13 protein-coding genes are annotated in these 15,433 nt (G+C 67.1%); 12 read left to right on the forward strand and 1 reads right to left on the reverse strand.

The annotated features are described in order from the left end of the window. Positions 1 to 336 precede the first annotated feature (336 nt). The 3 genes from ACIBCN_RS39115 (at position 337) to ACIBCN_RS39125 (ending at position 3,150) form a co-directional block, all read left to right on the forward strand. Positions 337 to 1,467, forward strand: coding sequence for a BTAD domain-containing putative transcriptional regulator (locus ACIBCN_RS39115; protein WP_396997206.1), 1,131 nt, complete (start codon positions 337 to 339; stop codon positions 1,465 to 1,467). Positions 1,468 to 1,912: 445 nt separating this feature from the next. Then, entirely contained in the window at positions 1,913 to 2,635 is a 723-nt protein-coding gene (locus ACIBCN_RS39120) for a hypothetical protein (protein WP_396997207.1), read from the forward strand. Between the two features lie 215 nt (positions 2,636 to 2,850). Further along, a complete protein-coding gene (locus ACIBCN_RS39125) occupies positions 2,851 to 3,150 on the forward strand; it encodes a hypothetical protein (RefSeq protein WP_396997208.1) in 300 nt (99 codons plus the stop codon). Positions 3,151 to 3,165: 15 nt separating this feature from the next. Here ACIBCN_RS39125 and ACIBCN_RS39130 read toward each other — a convergent pair whose 3' ends face one another. Further along, positions 3,166 to 4,425 (reverse strand): PucR family transcriptional regulator, encoded by a 1,260-nt coding sequence (locus tag ACIBCN_RS39130; RefSeq protein WP_396997209.1) that lies wholly within the window; start codon positions 4,423 to 4,425, stop codon positions 3,166 to 3,168. Between the two features lie 135 nt (positions 4,426 to 4,560). Here ACIBCN_RS39130 and pruA point away from each other — a divergent pair, with 135 nt between their 5' ends. The 9 genes from pruA (at position 4,561) to ACIBCN_RS39175 (ending at position 15,425) form a co-directional block, all read left to right on the forward strand. Continuing rightward, positions 4,561 to 6,198: an L-glutamate gamma-semialdehyde dehydrogenase gene (gene pruA, locus ACIBCN_RS39135; protein ID WP_396997210.1), complete on the forward strand. Its 1,638-nt coding sequence runs from the start codon at positions 4,561 to 4,563 to the stop codon at positions 6,196 to 6,198. Continuing rightward, positions 6,198 to 7,166, forward strand: a complete 969-nt coding sequence (locus ACIBCN_RS39140; RefSeq protein ID WP_396997211.1) for a proline dehydrogenase family protein — start codon at positions 6,198 to 6,200, stop codon at positions 7,164 to 7,166. Before pruA ends, ACIBCN_RS39140 begins: the two co-directional genes overlap by 1 nt. 178 nt (positions 7,167 to 7,344) lie before the next feature. Next, the gene (locus tag ACIBCN_RS39145) at positions 7,345 to 8,781 is read left to right on the forward strand and encodes an amino acid permease (protein WP_396997213.1); all 1,437 of its coding nucleotides are present in this window, start codon (positions 7,345 to 7,347) and stop codon (positions 8,779 to 8,781) included. Positions 8,782 to 9,065: 284 nt separating this feature from the next. After that, positions 9,066 to 9,869 carry an NAD-dependent epimerase/dehydratase family protein gene (locus ACIBCN_RS39150; protein ID WP_396997214.1) on the forward strand — a complete coding sequence of 268 codons (804 nt, stop codon included), beginning with the start codon at positions 9,066 to 9,068 and terminating at the stop codon, positions 9,867 to 9,869. A 78-nt stretch (positions 9,870 to 9,947) separates the two neighbouring features. Continuing rightward, positions 9,948 to 11,348, forward strand: coding sequence for a sugar porter family MFS transporter (locus ACIBCN_RS39155; protein WP_396997216.1), 1,401 nt, complete (start codon positions 9,948 to 9,950; stop codon positions 11,346 to 11,348). Next, on the forward strand, positions 11,348 to 12,379 hold the full coding sequence (locus ACIBCN_RS39160; protein WP_396997218.1) for a lactonase family protein: 1,032 nt from the start codon (positions 11,348 to 11,350) through the stop codon (positions 12,377 to 12,379). The genes ACIBCN_RS39155 and ACIBCN_RS39160 overlap by 1 nt, the downstream gene beginning before the upstream one ends. Further along, positions 12,376 to 13,341 carry a LysR family transcriptional regulator gene (locus ACIBCN_RS39165; protein WP_396997220.1) on the forward strand — a complete coding sequence of 322 codons (966 nt, stop codon included), beginning with the start codon at positions 12,376 to 12,378 and terminating at the stop codon, positions 13,339 to 13,341. Before ACIBCN_RS39160 ends, ACIBCN_RS39165 begins: the two co-directional genes overlap by 4 nt. 21 nt (positions 13,342 to 13,362) lie before the next feature. Further along, positions 13,363 to 14,292, forward strand: a complete 930-nt coding sequence (gene kdgD, locus ACIBCN_RS39170) for a 5-dehydro-4-deoxyglucarate dehydratase (RefSeq protein ID WP_396997222.1) — start codon at positions 13,363 to 13,365, stop codon at positions 14,290 to 14,292. Continuing rightward, positions 14,289 to 15,425 carry a mandelate racemase/muconate lactonizing enzyme family protein gene (locus ACIBCN_RS39175; RefSeq protein ID WP_396997224.1) on the forward strand — a complete coding sequence of 379 codons (1,137 nt, stop codon included), beginning with the start codon at positions 14,289 to 14,291 and terminating at the stop codon, positions 15,423 to 15,425. The genes kdgD and ACIBCN_RS39175 overlap by 4 nt, the downstream gene beginning before the upstream one ends. The last annotated feature ends 8 nt before the right edge of the window (positions 15,426 to 15,433 follow it).

Here is a 15,433-nt window from a genome sequence, read left to right on the forward strand (position 1 = left end):
CCGCTCCTTTCCGCGTACCCCGAAAAGTAGGCTGCGTCCGGTAACCCCGGATGAACCGCGATCGCACGGATGTTGCCGGGACCGTTGCCGACGGGTGAACTAGCCCCAGTCCGGCGGCGGAATGTGCTACGTCGAATCCTGTGACCATCCGGCCTCCCCGATCGGACCTCGCCTGGCAAGCCCCCGACTCACCGGGCAGGGCCGGAAAACGTTGCGGGCCAGGCACAACACGGCCGATCAAGCGATGTCAGCACACGCGATTCCTACCGGCCGGGCGCACCGATCACCGCGTCCGCTCGGTACCGTGTGGAAGGTGTCACGTCGGGAGGAGGGGCTATGACCGGGATTCGCGCGCAGTTCGGCGTGCTCGGTGCGGTGGAGCTGGCGATCGACGGTGTCGGGCAGGCTCTCGGCGGGCCGAAGCAGCGGGCGGTACTGGCATATCTGGTGATCAACGCGAATCGGCCGGTATCGGTGGAGGCGCTGGCGCAGGCGGTGTGGGAGGACAGCCCGCCGCCGGACATCAGGGTCAGCCTGCACACAATCATCTCGAACCTACGTAAACCGTTGCGCGACAACGGCATCGATGCGCGGGCGGTGCTGGCGCAGGTCGGGCCCGGCTACCGGGTCACGGTCGCCGACGGCGCCAGCGATGTCCAACGATTCCGGGTGCGCAAAGAAGCGGGATTGCGGGCGCTCAGCGCGGGCCAATTCCAGGCAGCCAGTGAGTTGCTGACCAGTGCGCTCGACCAGTGGCGCGGGCCGGTGCTCGCCGATCTGCGCGGGCTCGGTTTCGCCGACGCGTACGCCACCGTGCTCGACGACGACCGCCTCGGTGCCATCGAGGCGCGCGCCGAGGCCGATATCGCACAAGGCCGAGCCGACGCCGTCGTGTCCGAACTCGCGCTGCTCGTCGGTGAATATCCACTGCGCGAACCGCTCTGGGAACAGCTGATCACCGCCTTGTACGTGGACGGCCGCCAGTCCGACGCGCTCGAAGCCACCCGACGACTGCGCGCGACCCTCGCCAACGAACTCGGCATCGATCCGAGCCTGCCCATCCGCCAGCTGGAGGCGCGCATCCTGCGCCAGGACCCCCTGGATAGCGGCGCGCAAGCCGCCGCACCCCCGATCGGGGCGACGACCATAGTCGAGCAAAGTTCCGGCGACCAACAGGCTTTGCTGCGGGAACGTTCCGGCAGGACCTACCCCATCACCGGCACCGTCACCCGCGTCGGGCGGCTGTCGGACAACGACATCGTGCTCGAGCACGGCAAGGTCAGCCGGCACCACGCGGCGATCCTGCACAACGGACTCACCTATCTGATCAAGGATCTGCTGTCCTCGAACGGGGTTTTCGTCGATGGGATGCGCATTGTCGATACCGGCGTGCTGATCGACGGGGCGGTGATCCGGATCGGCGACTACGAACTGACCTTCATGCTGGTGCCGGATTCGCCGAGCTGAGATGCGGCCGTTGGTTTGTCGTTAGTGGACCGTTGGTGGGTGCGGCGAGAGTTGTCCTCAGCCGAGACCGGCTGGTCAAACCCCTGATAGACCGCAGACATGGTCTGCACCCCCGTTCCTCGCCCCTGGCGCGCACTGCCCGTCGCGCCGGGAATCCGCGGCGGGTGGTCGGTTTCGGCGCTCTCTTTTTTCTTGGGTCTTTTCTTGGGCAAGATGGACGATGGATCAGCGGCTCGGGGTGGGGTGTGCTGACGTGGTTTGAGTTGGGCGTGTTGGGGTGGTGGGTGTTCGGGTCGGAGTCGAAGCTGTTGTCGGGGCGGATGTTGTCGAGCGCTGACTGTAGGGCTGGACCGTTGTCGGTCGGCACGAGACGGACGGACGCGGTGGTGACGTCGTTGCTCGGGCGGTTCCGGTTGCTTGCTTCGACGTGGAAACTGTTGTCGGGGTGGATGTTCTGGGTGGACTGGTGGAGGTCTTCGGCGACACCGATACGGTCGGGCGCGGGCTGGTGGTCGGTGTCGGCGTGGTGCGGCAGGGTTCTGAGACCGGCGAGGGCCACGGCGACGGCGAGGGCGACGGACAGACGAACGTGCACGGGATCGGCGTTCGGCCGCCGATATCGATCGTCACCTCGATGGATAGTTCGATCTTCGGCGGCTGTGTTGTTGCGGAGGGGGTCGGCGAGTCCGTCGTGTATGTGGGTGTCGGCAGATCCGTTGTGGTCGTGATCGGCGGGTCAGTCGTGATCGGCGGATCGGCGGTGATCGGCGGATCGGTAGCAGGCGTGGAGTCCAACGGCTCGGTGATGGGCGCAGTGTCTGGCGGGTCCGTCGAAGGCGCAGGGTCCAGCGGCTCGGTCGAGGGCGCAGGGTCCAGCGGCTCGATCGGCATGGTGTCCGCGCTGGGCATGCTCGAGCCGGGGTCCTCCGGCGCGGCCCCATCTGCCGTATGCGGCACCGCCGGAACAAGATCAGCCGTTTGGTCGCTCGTCGGATCAGGCAAGCTGATCGACAGCGCCGAATTGTCCTCAGGGGTGTTCGGATGCGCCACGGTCTGCGCCGCCGACCCCGAAATCAGCAACCCGGCCACCACCACCAGCGAGCCAGTAATCGGGCCAGATTTCCGCGTCGTTCGCGCCGCCTGCCACCACTTTCCGAGCACTGCCTGAATTCCGAACATCGTGTGAAGCATGGCACGATGCGCCGCCGCCAGCGCTCCCCAGTCGATTGGGGAGCAAGCCCGTCATCACCTCACCGAACGACGCGGGTTGTCCCAATCCGCCGCAATCCGGCATGCGCTCCACGCGCTGCTCGACGCCCGAAGTTGCGTGGACGAGGGTGGTGGGGGCGGGTAGGGTCTCCCCATTCTGATGAGGAGATCACGATGAAAAGCATTGCCTTGCTGGCTATTGGGGTTGCGTTGGCGCTTTCTGGATGTAGTTCGTCGGGGGGTTCGGATGCACCGGCCAGCCCGCCGTTGAACGCGGAGGTGCGGGGGAAGTCGTGTCAGAACTATCTGCCGGTGTTGAGTAAGTTGAAGGAGGTTAGTCAGGACTCCGCGAACAAGACCGCGGAGGAGACTATTTCGATGTTGCCGCAGTCGGCGCAATGGCCCGCGCTCAGTGAGGTGGACCGGCAGTCCACCATTGCCGGAATTCGGGACGCGGCCACGGGGAAATGCTGAGGGGGATGCGGCGGATCAGTCGGGGGTAGGTCCGCCCTCGCGACCGTGCGCGCGACGGTGCAGGGCGAGCTGGATTTCCAGGAGCAGCCGGTCGCCGGGGTCGGTGAGGTCGATCCGGAGGATCTCTTCGACCCGGCGGATGCGGTAGCGCAACGTGTTCGGGTGGACCTGGAGGGCGGTGGCGGCGTTGCGGACGTCGCCGTGTTCGCGCAGGTAGATGTCGACGCTCTCGCGCAGGCTGGCGGAATGCTTGCGGTCGTAGTCGGAGAGCGCGCGCAGCCGAGGATCGTGCAGTTCGGGGCGGTTGCCGACGAGGTCGAGGATTTCCCCGAGCAGCACGGCGGTGCGCGAATCGGCGAGGGTGGTGACGCGCCCACGGGGGTAGGTGGCGACGGTACTGTCGAGGACTCGATCGACCTCGCGCCGCGCGTCGGCGACACTGCTCAGGTCGGGCACCGGGCAGGCAATGGCCGCTCGAAGTGCCAGCGCGCGTTTGGATTCGAGCTGCTCGACCAGTTGGCGCGTCCAAGCGGTAACGGCGTGCGCGGCCTTATAGCTCGGCAGCAAAACATAAACGCGGTCGCCAAGACTGGCGGTCACCGAGTCGTTGCGAAATGAGCTGGCGCGCAACCGAAGCATGTTCCCCAAGGCGGCAGGCTCGGTGGCAGGCGCGGTTTCGGTGGCGGTGAGCGCGAAGCCCACCACGGCGGCCGGACCGGTCAGCGGTAGGTTCAGCGCCGCGGCCACCGACGCGACATCGACGGAACCGCCCGCACCGAACAGCCGCTGCACCAGCAACGCCTCGGTGGACGGCGCGTCGAGACTGCGCGAAATGAGCCGGGCCGCAATGGCCGAGGCTCCGCGCAGGATCTCGGCGGCGTCGGGCTTGAACGGCCGGTCTCCCTGCTGCAACCAGATGGTGCCGAGCACCCGCGGCGCCCGCGCGGCACCGTCGGCGGGATGCCGGACGCTCACCGCGAGCCTGCGCTTGATGTTCAGGTCTTTGTGCTCCGGCACATCGATGACCTCGTCGGTGCGGCGCAGCCGATCGAATACTCCCCACTTCCGCAGCACCGCCAGGTACTCGCGCGGCCCCTCCCTACCCAAGATCGACATCACTCGCATCTGGTCCGCCGCCTCGTCCGAGGCGGAATAGGCCAGCACATGCGACTGCGGGTCCTCGATCGACACCATGCCACCCGCGTTCTGCGCAACGATCTGCGCCAAACCGAACAGGTCTATGTCCGCGGCAACAAGCCCACTATCAACAGCCACGACTACGCCTTTCGGCCAACTCGACAACACACTCATCCCATCTTTGTCCTTTTAGCCCATTTCCCGGGCACTTTTCCGGTGTTGACTTCGGCTGACCTCAGTACATATCGCTTGCCACATCCAGCAGGAGGAACTATGGACGCCATCGTGTCCACCCCGCGGCCGGTCAACGAGCCGGTCGGCACGTTCGCCCCCGGTAGTGCGGAACGTACACGGTTGCAAGCCAAACTGGCCGAGCTCGGCGCGACCCCGACCGACGTGCACCACGTTATCGGTGGCGAGCACCGCCGCGGTTCGGGCGAGACGATCGAGGTCGTGCAGCCGCACCGGCATGCCGCCGTGCTCGGCACGCTCACCTCCGCCGAGCCGAGCGACGTGCAAGATGCGATAACCGCGGCCACCGACGCGGCACCCGCGTGGCGGGCACTGTCGTTCGAGGATCGGGCCGCGGTGTTCCTGCGCGCCGCCGACCTGCTGGCCGGCCCGTGGCGCGAGACCATCGCCGCCGCAACCATGCTCGGCCAGTCGAAGACCGCGTACCAGGCCGAGATCGACAGCCCGTGCGAGCTGGTCGACTTCTGGCGGTTCAACGTGCATTTCGCGCGGCAGATCCTGGCCGATCAGCCGATCTCCTCCCCCGGCGTGTGGAACAAGGTCGAGTACCGTCCGCTGGACGGCTTCGTCTACGCGATCACCCCGTTCAACTTCACCGCCATCGCGGGCAACCTGCCGACCGCGCCCGCGCTCATGGGCAACACCGTGGTCTGGAAGCCGGCCACGACCCAGTCGGTCGCGGCGTACTGGACGATGAAACTGCTCGAAGCGGCCGGCCTGCCGCCCGGTGTCATCAACCTGGTGAACGGTGCGGGACCCAAGGTCTCCGACGTCGCGCTGGCGGACCGCCGCCTGGCCGGCATCCATTTCACCGGCTCCACCGCGACGTTCCAGCACCTGTGGCGCTCGGTCGCGGCGAACATCACCGACTACAACTCCTACCCGCGTCTGGTCGGCGAGACCGGCGGCAAGGACTTCGTCGTCGCGCACAGCTCGGCCGATCCCGAGGTGCTGACCACCGCGCTGATCCGCGGCGCGTTCGACTACCAGGGCCAGAAGTGCTCGGCCGCCTCGCGCGCGTTCATCCCGAAGTCGGTGTGGGCCAAGATGGGTCGCGAGTTCGTCGACAAGGTCGCCACGTTGAGCTACGGCGACGTCACCGACTTCAGCAACTACGGTGGCGCGCTGATCGACAAGCGCGCCTTCGACAAGAACGCCGAGGCCATCGCCCGTGCGAAGGCCACGCCGGGTCTGTCGATCGCCGCGGGCGGGCACGCCGACGACTCGGTCGGCTACTTCGTCGACCCGACCGTGCTGCTCGGCGAGGACCCCACCGACGAGGCGTTCAGCACCGAGTATTTCGGCCCGATCCTGTCCGTGCACGTCTACGACGACTCGGCCCGGGGCTCCTTCGAACAGACCCTCGAGCTGGTCGACAAGGGCTCGCCGTACGCGCTGACCGGTGCGATCATCGCCGACGACCGCACCGCGATCGCCGCGGCCACCGAGGGTCTTCGCTTCGCCGCGGGCAACTTCTACATCAACGACAAGCCCACCGGCGCGGTCGTCGGCCAGCAGCCGTTCGGCGGGTCGCGCGCCTCCGGCACCAACGACAAGGCAGGCTCGCCACAGAACCTGCTGCGCTGGACCTCCGCTCGCACCATCAAGGAAACGTTCGTCCCGGCGACCGATCACCGCTACCCGCACCAGGAGCTTTGATGGCCTTCTCCGCTCTGTTGCGTCCCGCCATGCTGGCCGCGTCCCGCTCGCCGCGGATGGAACGCACCATCACCAAGATGCCGACGACCAAGAAGCTGGTCGACCGGTTCGTCGCCGGTGACTCCGCGGCCCAGGCGGTGGCCGCGGTCGAGGCGCTGCTCGGCTCCGGCCGGTATGTCACCATCGACTATCTCGGCGAGGACACCACCGAGATCGAGCAGGCCCGTACCACCGTCACGCACTACCTGCACATGCTGTCCGCGTTGAGCCAGCTGAATGTCGAGGTGGCGACGAAAGCCGTACGCCCGCTGGAGGTTTCGCTCAAGCTGTCGGCGCTGGGCCAGTCGCTGCCCAAGGACGGGCACGCGATCGCGCTCGAGCACGCGCACCGGATCTGCGCGGCGGCGGAGGAGGCGGGCGCCTGGGTGAACATCGACGCCGAGGACCACACGACCACCGATTCGACCCTGGCCATCGTGCGCGAACTGCGCGCCGACTTCCCCAGCCTCGGCACCGTGTTGCAGGCATACCTGCGGCGCACCGAGGGTGACTGCCGGGACATGTCGGGTTACGGGTCACGCATCCGGTTGTGCAAGGGCGCCTACAAGGAACCGGCCTCGGTCGCGTTCCAGGGTCGCGCCGAGGTCGACGCGTCCTACCTGCGGTGCCTGCGCGTTCTGATGCTCGGCGACGGCTACCCGATGGTCGCGACGCACGATCCGGCGCTCATCACGGAGGCGCAGCGGTGTGTCGAGACCACGCACCGCAAGCCCGACGAGTTCGAGTTCCAGATGCTGTACGGCATCCGCGACGCCGAACAACGCAGGCTGGTCGAAGAGCGCAACCACCTGCGGGTTTACGTGCCGTACGGCGACCAGTGGTACGGCTACTTCATGCGCAGGCTGGCGGAGCGCCCGGCCAACGTCGCGTTCTTCCTGCGCTCGTTGAAACCCGGCAGTCAGCGGTGACGGGCGGCGCGGCCGAGCGCTGAGGCGCGCGGTCGCCCGTCCGGTTGGCCAACCACGCTGAACAATATTTGGCCAACTCGCCGATCACAGTCGCGCTGTGGTCGTATTTAGTAACCACAGCTCGAAGTGTGATCTGCGTTACGCATTGTCGCGTGGCGCGGAGGACGAAAGGAACAACATGTCCATCGCGGAGTTGCGCGGCCAAATGCTGCGCCGCAAACCCATGGGGCAGGTCGACGACGATGGCCCTGCCGATGAACAGCTGTCACGGTCGCTGGGTCTGTGGCAGCTCACGGCGATCGGCGTCGGTGGCATCATCGGCGCGGGCATCTTCACCCTCGCCGGCGCGGTCGCGCACTCCGTCACCGGTCCTTCGGTGCTCATTTCGTTCCTGATCGCCGGTGTCGCCAGCGCGGCGGCGGCGCTCTGCTACGCCGAGTTCGCCGGGATGGTGCCGAAGGCCGGTTCGGCCTACACCTACGGGTATGTCTCGCTCGGCGAGATCGCGGGCTGGTTCATCGGCTGGGACCTGTTGCTGGAGTACATCGCGGTGGCGGCGGTGGTCGCGATCGGCGTGTCCGGCTACTTCCGCTTCCTGCTCGGGCAGGTGGACATCACGCTGCCGGACTGGATGATGGGTGCGCACGGCACCGGCAGCGGGCACGTGGTGGACGTTTTCGCGATGTTGTTCTGTCTCGGCACGGCGTGGCTGCTTTCGCGCGGCATCAAGAGTGTGGGCCGGTTCGAGACCATCGCGGTGGGCATCAAGGTGGCCCTGGTGGTGCTGATCGTGGTGCTCGGTGTGTTCCACATCGACAGCTCGAACTACACGCCGTACTTCCCGTTCGGCTCCGGTGCGGTGTGGACCGGCGCGGCCACCGTGTTCTTCGCGGTGTTCGGCTACGACGCGATGAGCACGGCCGCCGAGGAATCGACGGACGGCAAGAAGCACCTGCCGAAGGCCATTCTCTATTCGCTGGCCATCGCGATGGTGTTGTATGTACTGGCCACGCTGGTGTTGACCGGCATGCAGAAGTACACCGAGATCAGCCCGACCAGTGGCTTCTCCACGGCGTTCGAATCCGTCGGCATGCCGGGTATCGCGAACATCATCGCGATCGGCGCGATCGTCGGCATTGTGACCGTGGTGCTCACTTTCATGCTCGGCGTGACACGCGTCTGGTACGCGATGAGCCGTGACGGGCTGCTGCCGGAGTGGTTCGCCAAGACGCATCCGGTGCGCAAGGTGCCGACCAGGGTGACCTGGATCGTCGGCATCGGTGCCGCCGTGATGGCGGGTCTGCTGGATATCACCGTGGTCGCCGAGCTGACCAATATCGGCATCCTGATGGCCTTCATCGTGGTGTCGGTGGCCGTGATCGTGTTGCGGCGCACCAGGCCCGACGAGCCGCGCGAGTTCAAGCTGCCGTTCATGCCGGTGGTGCCGCTGATCGGCATCGGGTTCTCGCTGTACCTGATCTGGTCACTGCCGTGGCAGACCTGGGTGCGGTTCCTGGTGTGGCTGGTGGTCGGGTTGGTTGTGTACTTCACCTACTCGCGCACGCATTCCAAGCTGGAGCGCACGGGTTCGGCGGATACCGCCGAGGTCGTCTGAGGAATTCCGAGGGGCACTGACGCCAGTCTCTCGGGCCGGTTGGGTGGGTTGGCCGATGGCCGCCCACCCAGCCTTGTTTTCCAAGCAGGAGTTGATACTCGGCTGGCATCAGTCGATATAGAAAGAGTGTTGGACAGGCATCAGTCCAGCGCCTTAGCCTTCTGACACGTCACTCGGCGAGTGATCCACCCCACACTCGCCAGTGCACCCAGGAGGACAATGATGTGTGAAAGTTGGCTATCCCCAGACCTATTCGGTTATCGGCGGAACGGAGCCGAGGCGACATGAGCTATCACCGGATACTGATCACCGGCGCGGGCGGCGGGATCGGCACCCTCATGCGGCCGCGGCTACGCCGCCCCGACCGCGTCCTGCGCCTGCTGGATCTGACCGAACTCCCCGCCGCCACCACCGATGAGCGGGTCGAGATCGTCACCGGGTCGCTCACCGACGCCGACACCATGGCGGCCGCCTGCCGGGAGGTGGATGCGATCATCCACCTCGGCGGAATCAGTCGCGAGGACAGCTGGGAGCGCGTGCTCGCGGCGAACATCGATGGGACGCATACGGTTCTGGAGGCCGCGCGACAGGCGGGGATCTCGCGGGTCGTGCTGGCGTCGAGCAATCACGCGGTCGGATACCGCGCGGTCGGCGAGGCGGGCCCGGATGGCATTGCCGGAGAGGCGCCGTCGCGGCCGGATACCTATTACGGGTTCAGCAAAGCCGTGATCGAATCGCTGGGCAGCCTTTATCACTCACGGTTCGGCATGGACGTCGTCTGCGTTCGGATCGGGTCATGCTTCGAGCGGCCGAATGATGTTCGCGGACTGTCGATGTGGCTGTCGCCCGATGACGGGGCAAGGTTGTTCGAGGCGTGCCTGAGCGCGGAAAGCCCTGGCTTCCGGGTGATTTGGGGCGTGTCGAAGAATACCCGCGCGGTCGTGTCGCTACGGGAGGCCGAGGAGCTCGGCTACCGCAGTCTCGACGACGCCGAGAAATTCGCGGCGGAGATCCCCGACGGAGCCGGGCCGGCATTCATCGGCGGGGCATTTCTCGAAACCCCGCTCGGCACACCGAATCCCCTCTGAGGTTATCGCTCACTGATACAGCCCGCTCGGCGTGTGACGCTGCGGGCACTTGCTCGACCGCGAAAGAAGCGCAGCACAATGCAAGACAAATCGACGGTGCAGGCACGGAAATCGGCCCTCGGCACCAATGTTCATTTCCTCTATTTCTTCGGCGCGCTCGGCGGCATCCTGTTCGGCTACGACCTCGGTGTCATCTCCGGTGTGCTGTTGTTCATCAAGGACGCCTGGGAGCTGACCTCGGTGACCAAGGGCGTGATCGGCGGCTGCCTGGCCGCAGGCGCGATCATCGGCGCGGCCATCGCGGGCCGGATCACCGATCGGCTGGGCAGGCGGCGCACCATCATGATCGCCGCGGTGGTCTTCGGCATCGGCGCGCTCGGCTGCGCGGCGGCACCGAATGTGACCATGCTGGTGATCGCCCGGTTCATCACCGGGATCGCGGTCGGTTGTTCCTCCGCGACGGTGCCCACCTATTTGTCGGAGCTGGCACCGACCAGGGCGCGCGGCGCGTTGTCGACGTTGAACCAGTTGATGATCGTGTCCGGCATCCTGATCGCCTACATCGTCGACTGGGCGTTGTCCGGATCGGGCAACTGGCGCTTGATGTTCGGCGTCGCCGCGATTCCCGCGGTGGTACTGTTCCTCGGCCTGACGGTGCTGCCGGAAACCCCGCGCTGGCTGGTGAAGGCGGGCCGCGAGGACGAGGCGCGCGCCGTGCTGGCGGGCACCCACCGGTCGAACGAGATCGACGCCGAGCTCAACAGCATTCGCACGGTCAACCAGTTGGACGTGCAGCAGAAGGGCCGCCTGCGCGACCTGTGGGCACCCTGGGCCAGGCCGGCGCTGGTCGTCGCGCTGATTCTGGCCGTCGGCCAGCAGTTCTCCGGCGTGAACGCGGTAAACCTTTACGCGCCAACGATGTTCACCGATCTCGGCTTCGGCAATTCGACCTCGCTGCTGGCGGCCATCGTGCTCGGCGTGGTCAAGGTGGCGTTCACCGCGTGGGTGATCTTCGTGGTCGACCGGTGGGGCCGTAAACCGCTGCTGCTGCTCGGCAACGTCTGCATGGCACTGTCGCTGTTCCTGCTCGGCATCATCGTGCTCACCGTGGACAATCACACCGTCACCGGCCTGACCACACTGATCCTGCTCAACGTCTACCTGGCCGGTTATGAACTCGGCTGGGGCGCGGTGGTCTGGGTGATGATGGCGGAGGTCTTCCCGCTGCGCGTGCGTGGCGTCGGCATGGGTGTGGGCAGCGTGGTGCTGTGGAGTTCGACGTTCGCGATCACCTTCCTGTTCCCGGTGATGAATGATCATCTCGGCCTTGCCAAGTCGGCCTGGTGCTTCGGGGGTGTCAGCGTGGTGTTGTTCATACTGGTGCAGCGGTTCGTGCCGGAGACCAACGGGCGCAGCCTGGAACAGATCGAGCTCGATCTGCGGGCCAGGGTCGGCGGGCGCGCCACGGAGCAGGCGTGATGCCCACCGCGGAGACGCACCGCCTCGTCTATGTGTCGAACGCCGACAGTCGCGAGATCTCGGTGCTGCTGCTCGATCCCACCGGCGGGCTCACGCCGGCGGGGTCGGTCCCGGTGGACGGAACGGTGATGCCGTTGGCGGTGAGCCCGGACCGCCGGTTCCTCTACGCCGGACTGCGCTCGGAACCGTTCTCCGTCAACGCTTTCGCCATCGACCCGACATCGGGCTGGCCGACGATCTTGTCGAGCACTCCCCTGCCGGACAACATGGCTTACCTCGCCACCGACCGGGCCGGGCGGTTCCTGTTCAGCGCCTCCTACAGCGGCGACAAGGTCGCGGTCAATCCGATCTCCTGGAATGGCACGGTAGGGGCGCAACCGGACGAGGTCATCGGCACCGCGCCGCACGCGCATTCGATCGTCGCCGATCCGTCGAATCACCATGTGTTCGTCGCGGTCCTGGGTGGCGACCACATCCTGCAATACCGGTTCGACGCCACCTCCGGCAGGCTGACACCCCATCGCCCAGCGGCGGTAGGGACCGAACTCGGTGCGGGGCCGCGACATATCGTGTTTCACCCGAGCGGCCGCGTCGCCTTCGCGACCAACGAGCTGGACGGCACGATCGGCAGCTATCTGTTCGATCCGCCGACCGGCACGCTCACCCCGATGTCTTCGATATCTGTTCTGCCAGACGGCTTTTCCGGCAGCCCATGGACCTCGGACGTGCACGTCACGCCCGACGGCCGCTACGTCTATGTGTCCGAACGAACGTCGGACACCCTCGTCGGCTTCCGTGTCGGCGCCATGCCAGGCGCGCTAGAACTCCTCGGCCACACCCCCACCGAGGCTCAGCCGCGCGGTTTCGCCATCGATCCGCACGGCCGCTTCCTGGTCGCCGCGGGCCAGAAGTCCAACGCGATCACCAGCTACGCCATCGACCACGACACCGGCGCGCTCACGGCACTGCGGCGCGTCCCGGTCGGCCGCAACCCTAACTGGGTCGAGATCATCGAGCTACCCGTCGGATGACCCGCCACCTCGACGACGCGCGCCCGTGGCTGCGCGATCACCCGCGGCATCGGCCCGAGGCGGGCAGGCTGGCAGCCATGGTCTCACTGGAGCAGGTGCGCGGGTTCGTGATGGTCGCCGACGAGGGCAGCTTCCGCCGCGCGGCGGGGCGGCTTCGGATGACCCAGCCGCCGCTGAGTAGGCAGATCCAGAAGCTGGAACGCGATATCGGAGTGGAGCTGTTCGACCGCAGCCAGCGGCAGGCGCAGCTGACCCCGGCGGGCGAGGTGTTCCTGATCGAGGCCCGCAGGCTGCTCGCCCTGGCCGAGGGGGCGCCGGGCACCGCGCGACTGGTCGCGGCGGGCGGCGCGGGCGCGGTGCGGATCGGCTTCACGGCGGCCTCCGGATTCGGCTTCCTCGGCCGGTTCCTGAACCACATCGAGCAGGGACTGCCCGGCGTCGAGGTGGTGCTGCGCGAGATGGTGAGCTCGGAGCAGTTCGAGAACCTGCGCAGCGGGAAGCTGGACTTGGCGCTGGCCCGGCCGCCGTTCGACCGTACCGAATTCGATTGCGAGCTCGTACATTCCGAACGGCTCATGCTGGCACTGCCCGACGCCCATCCACTCGCCGCCGACGGCCCGATCGCGGTCGAGGAGCTCGGCGGCGAAACGCTGCTGGTGTACGCGCCGGGCCCGGCCCGGTATTTCGCCGATTTGGTCGCGGGAATCCTTGCGGCCGTGCCTTATACGTCGACGCACGAGTTGACCCAGGTGCACACCATGCTGGCACTGGTCGCCGCGGGCCGTGGCCTGGCGCTGGTGCCGGAGACGGCCAGTCATCTGCACCCCGACGGCGTGCGGTTCCGGCCGCTGGACGGCGTCGACGATCCGGTTGTCCTGTACGCGGTGTGGCGGCGTGCCTGCGCGAACCCGGCACTGCCCCGGGTAGTGCGGCTGCTCGACTCGCTACCGCCCGCCCAGTGAACGCTCATCGAAAGGAAAGCAATGTCGCATCTCTCCGCTGAAGAACTAGGACCCGCGCTCGGCCAGGGACTGTTGTCGTTCCCGGTCACGCATTTCGACGCGGACCTCGCGTTCGACGAGGCCGCGTATCGCAAACACATTGCCTGGCTCGCGCAGTACGACGTCGCCGGGCTGTTCGCCGCGGGCGGCACCGGCGAGGGTTTCTCGCTGACACCGTCGGAGATCGATCAGGTGGTGCGCGCGGCGGTCTCCGAGACCGGCGGCCGGATACCGGTCATCGCGCCAGCCACCGCGGGTACCGCGGCCGCTGTCGAACAGGCCCGCGCGGCGGAAGTCGCTGGGGCGGAGGGCATTCTGCTGCTGCCGCCGTATCTCACCGAGGCCGGTCCGGAGGGTCTCATCGAGCACGTCGCCACGATCTGCGCGGCCACCTCGCTCGGCGTCATCTTCTACAGCCGTGCCAACGCCACCTGCAACGACGTGACGTTGGCGCGGATGGCCGAACGGTGCCCGAACCTGGTCGGCTTCAAGGACGGCGTCGGCAATATCGAGACGATGACCCGGATCTACGCTCGACTCGGCGACCGGCTCACCTACATCGGCGGCCTGCCGACGGCGGAGACCTTCGCCCTGCCGTACACCGAAATGGGCGTCACCACTTACTCTTCCGCGATCTTCAACTTCATGCCGGAATTCGCGCTGGCGTTCTACCGCGCCGTGCGGGCGCGGGATCGGGACACCGTCTACCAGCACCTGCGCGAGTTCGTGATCCCCTACCTCGATATCCGCGACCGGCGGCCCGGTTACGCGGTATCCATCATCAAGGCGGGGCTGACCGCGGTCGGCCGCCCCGCCGGGCCGGTGCGGCCGCCGCTGACCAACCTCACCGACGACGAACGCGGCGAACTCGGCGCACTGATCCGGGCCGTCGCCGGAACGGACGCGGCATGACCGGCGCGGCAACGCTGGACACCATTACCGCCGTCTCGATCTCCTCGGTCGCGCTGCCGCTGCCGACCGGAATCAGCGACGCCAAAGTGCTCACCGGGCGGCAGCAGCCGATGACCGAGGTGGCGGTGCTGTTCGCCGAGATCACCACCGCGTCCGGGTTGACCGGCCTCGGCATCAGTTACTCGAAACGAGCAGGCGGGCCTGGGCAATTCGCGCACGCGCGGGAGCTCTCCCCTGTGCTGCTCGGCGAGGATCCCAGCGACATCGCCAAGATCTGGGACAAGCTGATGTGGGCGGGTGCGTCGGTCGGCCGCAGCGGCCTCGCCGTGCAGGCGATCGCGGCGTTCGATGTCGCACTGTGGGATCTGAAGGCCAAACGGGCCGGGCTGCCGTTGGCCAAACTGCTTGGTACGCATCGCGATTCGGTGCGCTGCTACAACACCTCCGGCGGATTCCTGCACGCGCCGATCGAGGAGGTGCTCGACCGTGCGACGGAAGCGCTGGCGGCCGGGATCGGCGGCATCAAAGTCAAAGTGGGACATCCCGACAGCGCCGTCGACCTGGCCCGGGTCACCGCGGTGCGGGAAAAGCTCGGCGACCGGGTGCCCCTGATGGTCGACGCCAATCAGCAGTGGGATCGGGCGACCGCACGCCGCATGTGCCGGGCGTTCGAGCCATTCGGGTTGGTGTGGATCGAAGAACCCTTGGACGCCTACGATTTCGACGGCCACGCCCGGCTCGCGTCGACCTTCGACACCCCCATCGCGACGGGCGAGATGCTGACCAGCGCGGCCGAGCATGCCCAGCTGATCCGCGCGGGCGGAGCAGGCATCGTGCAGCCCGACGCGCCACGGATCGGCGGCATCACCCCGTTCCTGCGGGTGCTGGCCCTGGCCGACAGCGAAAACCTGCAACTGGCCCCGCATTTCGTGATGGAAGTGCACGTCCACCTCGCCGCGGCCTACGCACGGGAGCCCTGGGTCGAGCACTTCGAATGGTTCGACCCACTGTTCGATGAGCGCCTGGAGATCGCCGACGGACGCATGCACCTGTCGGCGCGTCCCGGCCTCGGCGTGACCGTCAGCGACCAAGCCCGCGCCTGGACCGTCGCCGAATATTCGGTCCGCGCCTGACCTTTCGG

The organism is Nocardia sp. NPDC051052, from assembly GCF_044456045.1.
In the GTDB taxonomy this organism is placed as follows: domain Bacteria; phylum Actinomycetota; class Actinomycetes; order Mycobacteriales; family Mycobacteriaceae; genus Nocardia.

Bases quoted from the DNA above. Each gene is read 5' to 3' on its own strand.
- ACIBCN_RS39160 (WP_396997218.1), top strand. From the start codon at position 11,348: ATGCCCACCGCGGAGACGCACCGCCTCGTCTATGTGTCGAACGCCGAC.
- ACIBCN_RS39125 (WP_396997208.1), top strand. From the start codon at position 2,851: ATGAAAAGCATTGCCTTGCTGGCTATTGGGGTTGCGTTGGCGCTTTCT.
- kdgD (WP_396997222.1), top strand. From the start codon at position 13,363: ATGTCGCATCTCTCCGCTGAAGAACTAGGACCCGCGCTCGGCCAGGGA.
- ACIBCN_RS39155 (WP_396997216.1), top strand. From the start codon at position 9,948: ATGCAAGACAAATCGACGGTGCAGGCACGGAAATCGGCCCTCGGCACC.
- ACIBCN_RS39150 (WP_396997214.1), top strand. From the start codon at position 9,066: ATGAGCTATCACCGGATACTGATCACCGGCGCGGGCGGCGGGATCGGC.
- ACIBCN_RS39140 (WP_396997211.1), top strand. From the start codon at position 6,198: ATGGCCTTCTCCGCTCTGTTGCGTCCCGCCATGCTGGCCGCGTCCCGC.
- ACIBCN_RS39115 (WP_396997206.1), top strand. From the start codon at position 337: ATGACCGGGATTCGCGCGCAGTTCGGCGTGCTCGGTGCGGTGGAGCTG.
- ACIBCN_RS39145 (WP_396997213.1), top strand. From the start codon at position 7,345: ATGTCCATCGCGGAGTTGCGCGGCCAAATGCTGCGCCGCAAACCCATG.
- ACIBCN_RS39165 (WP_396997220.1), top strand. From the start codon at position 12,376: ATGACCCGCCACCTCGACGACGCGCGCCCGTGGCTGCGCGATCACCCG.
- pruA (WP_396997210.1), top strand. From the start codon at position 4,561: ATGGACGCCATCGTGTCCACCCCGCGGCCGGTCAACGAGCCGGTCGGC.
- ACIBCN_RS39175 (WP_396997224.1), top strand. From the start codon at position 14,289: ATGACCGGCGCGGCAACGCTGGACACCATTACCGCCGTCTCGATCTCC.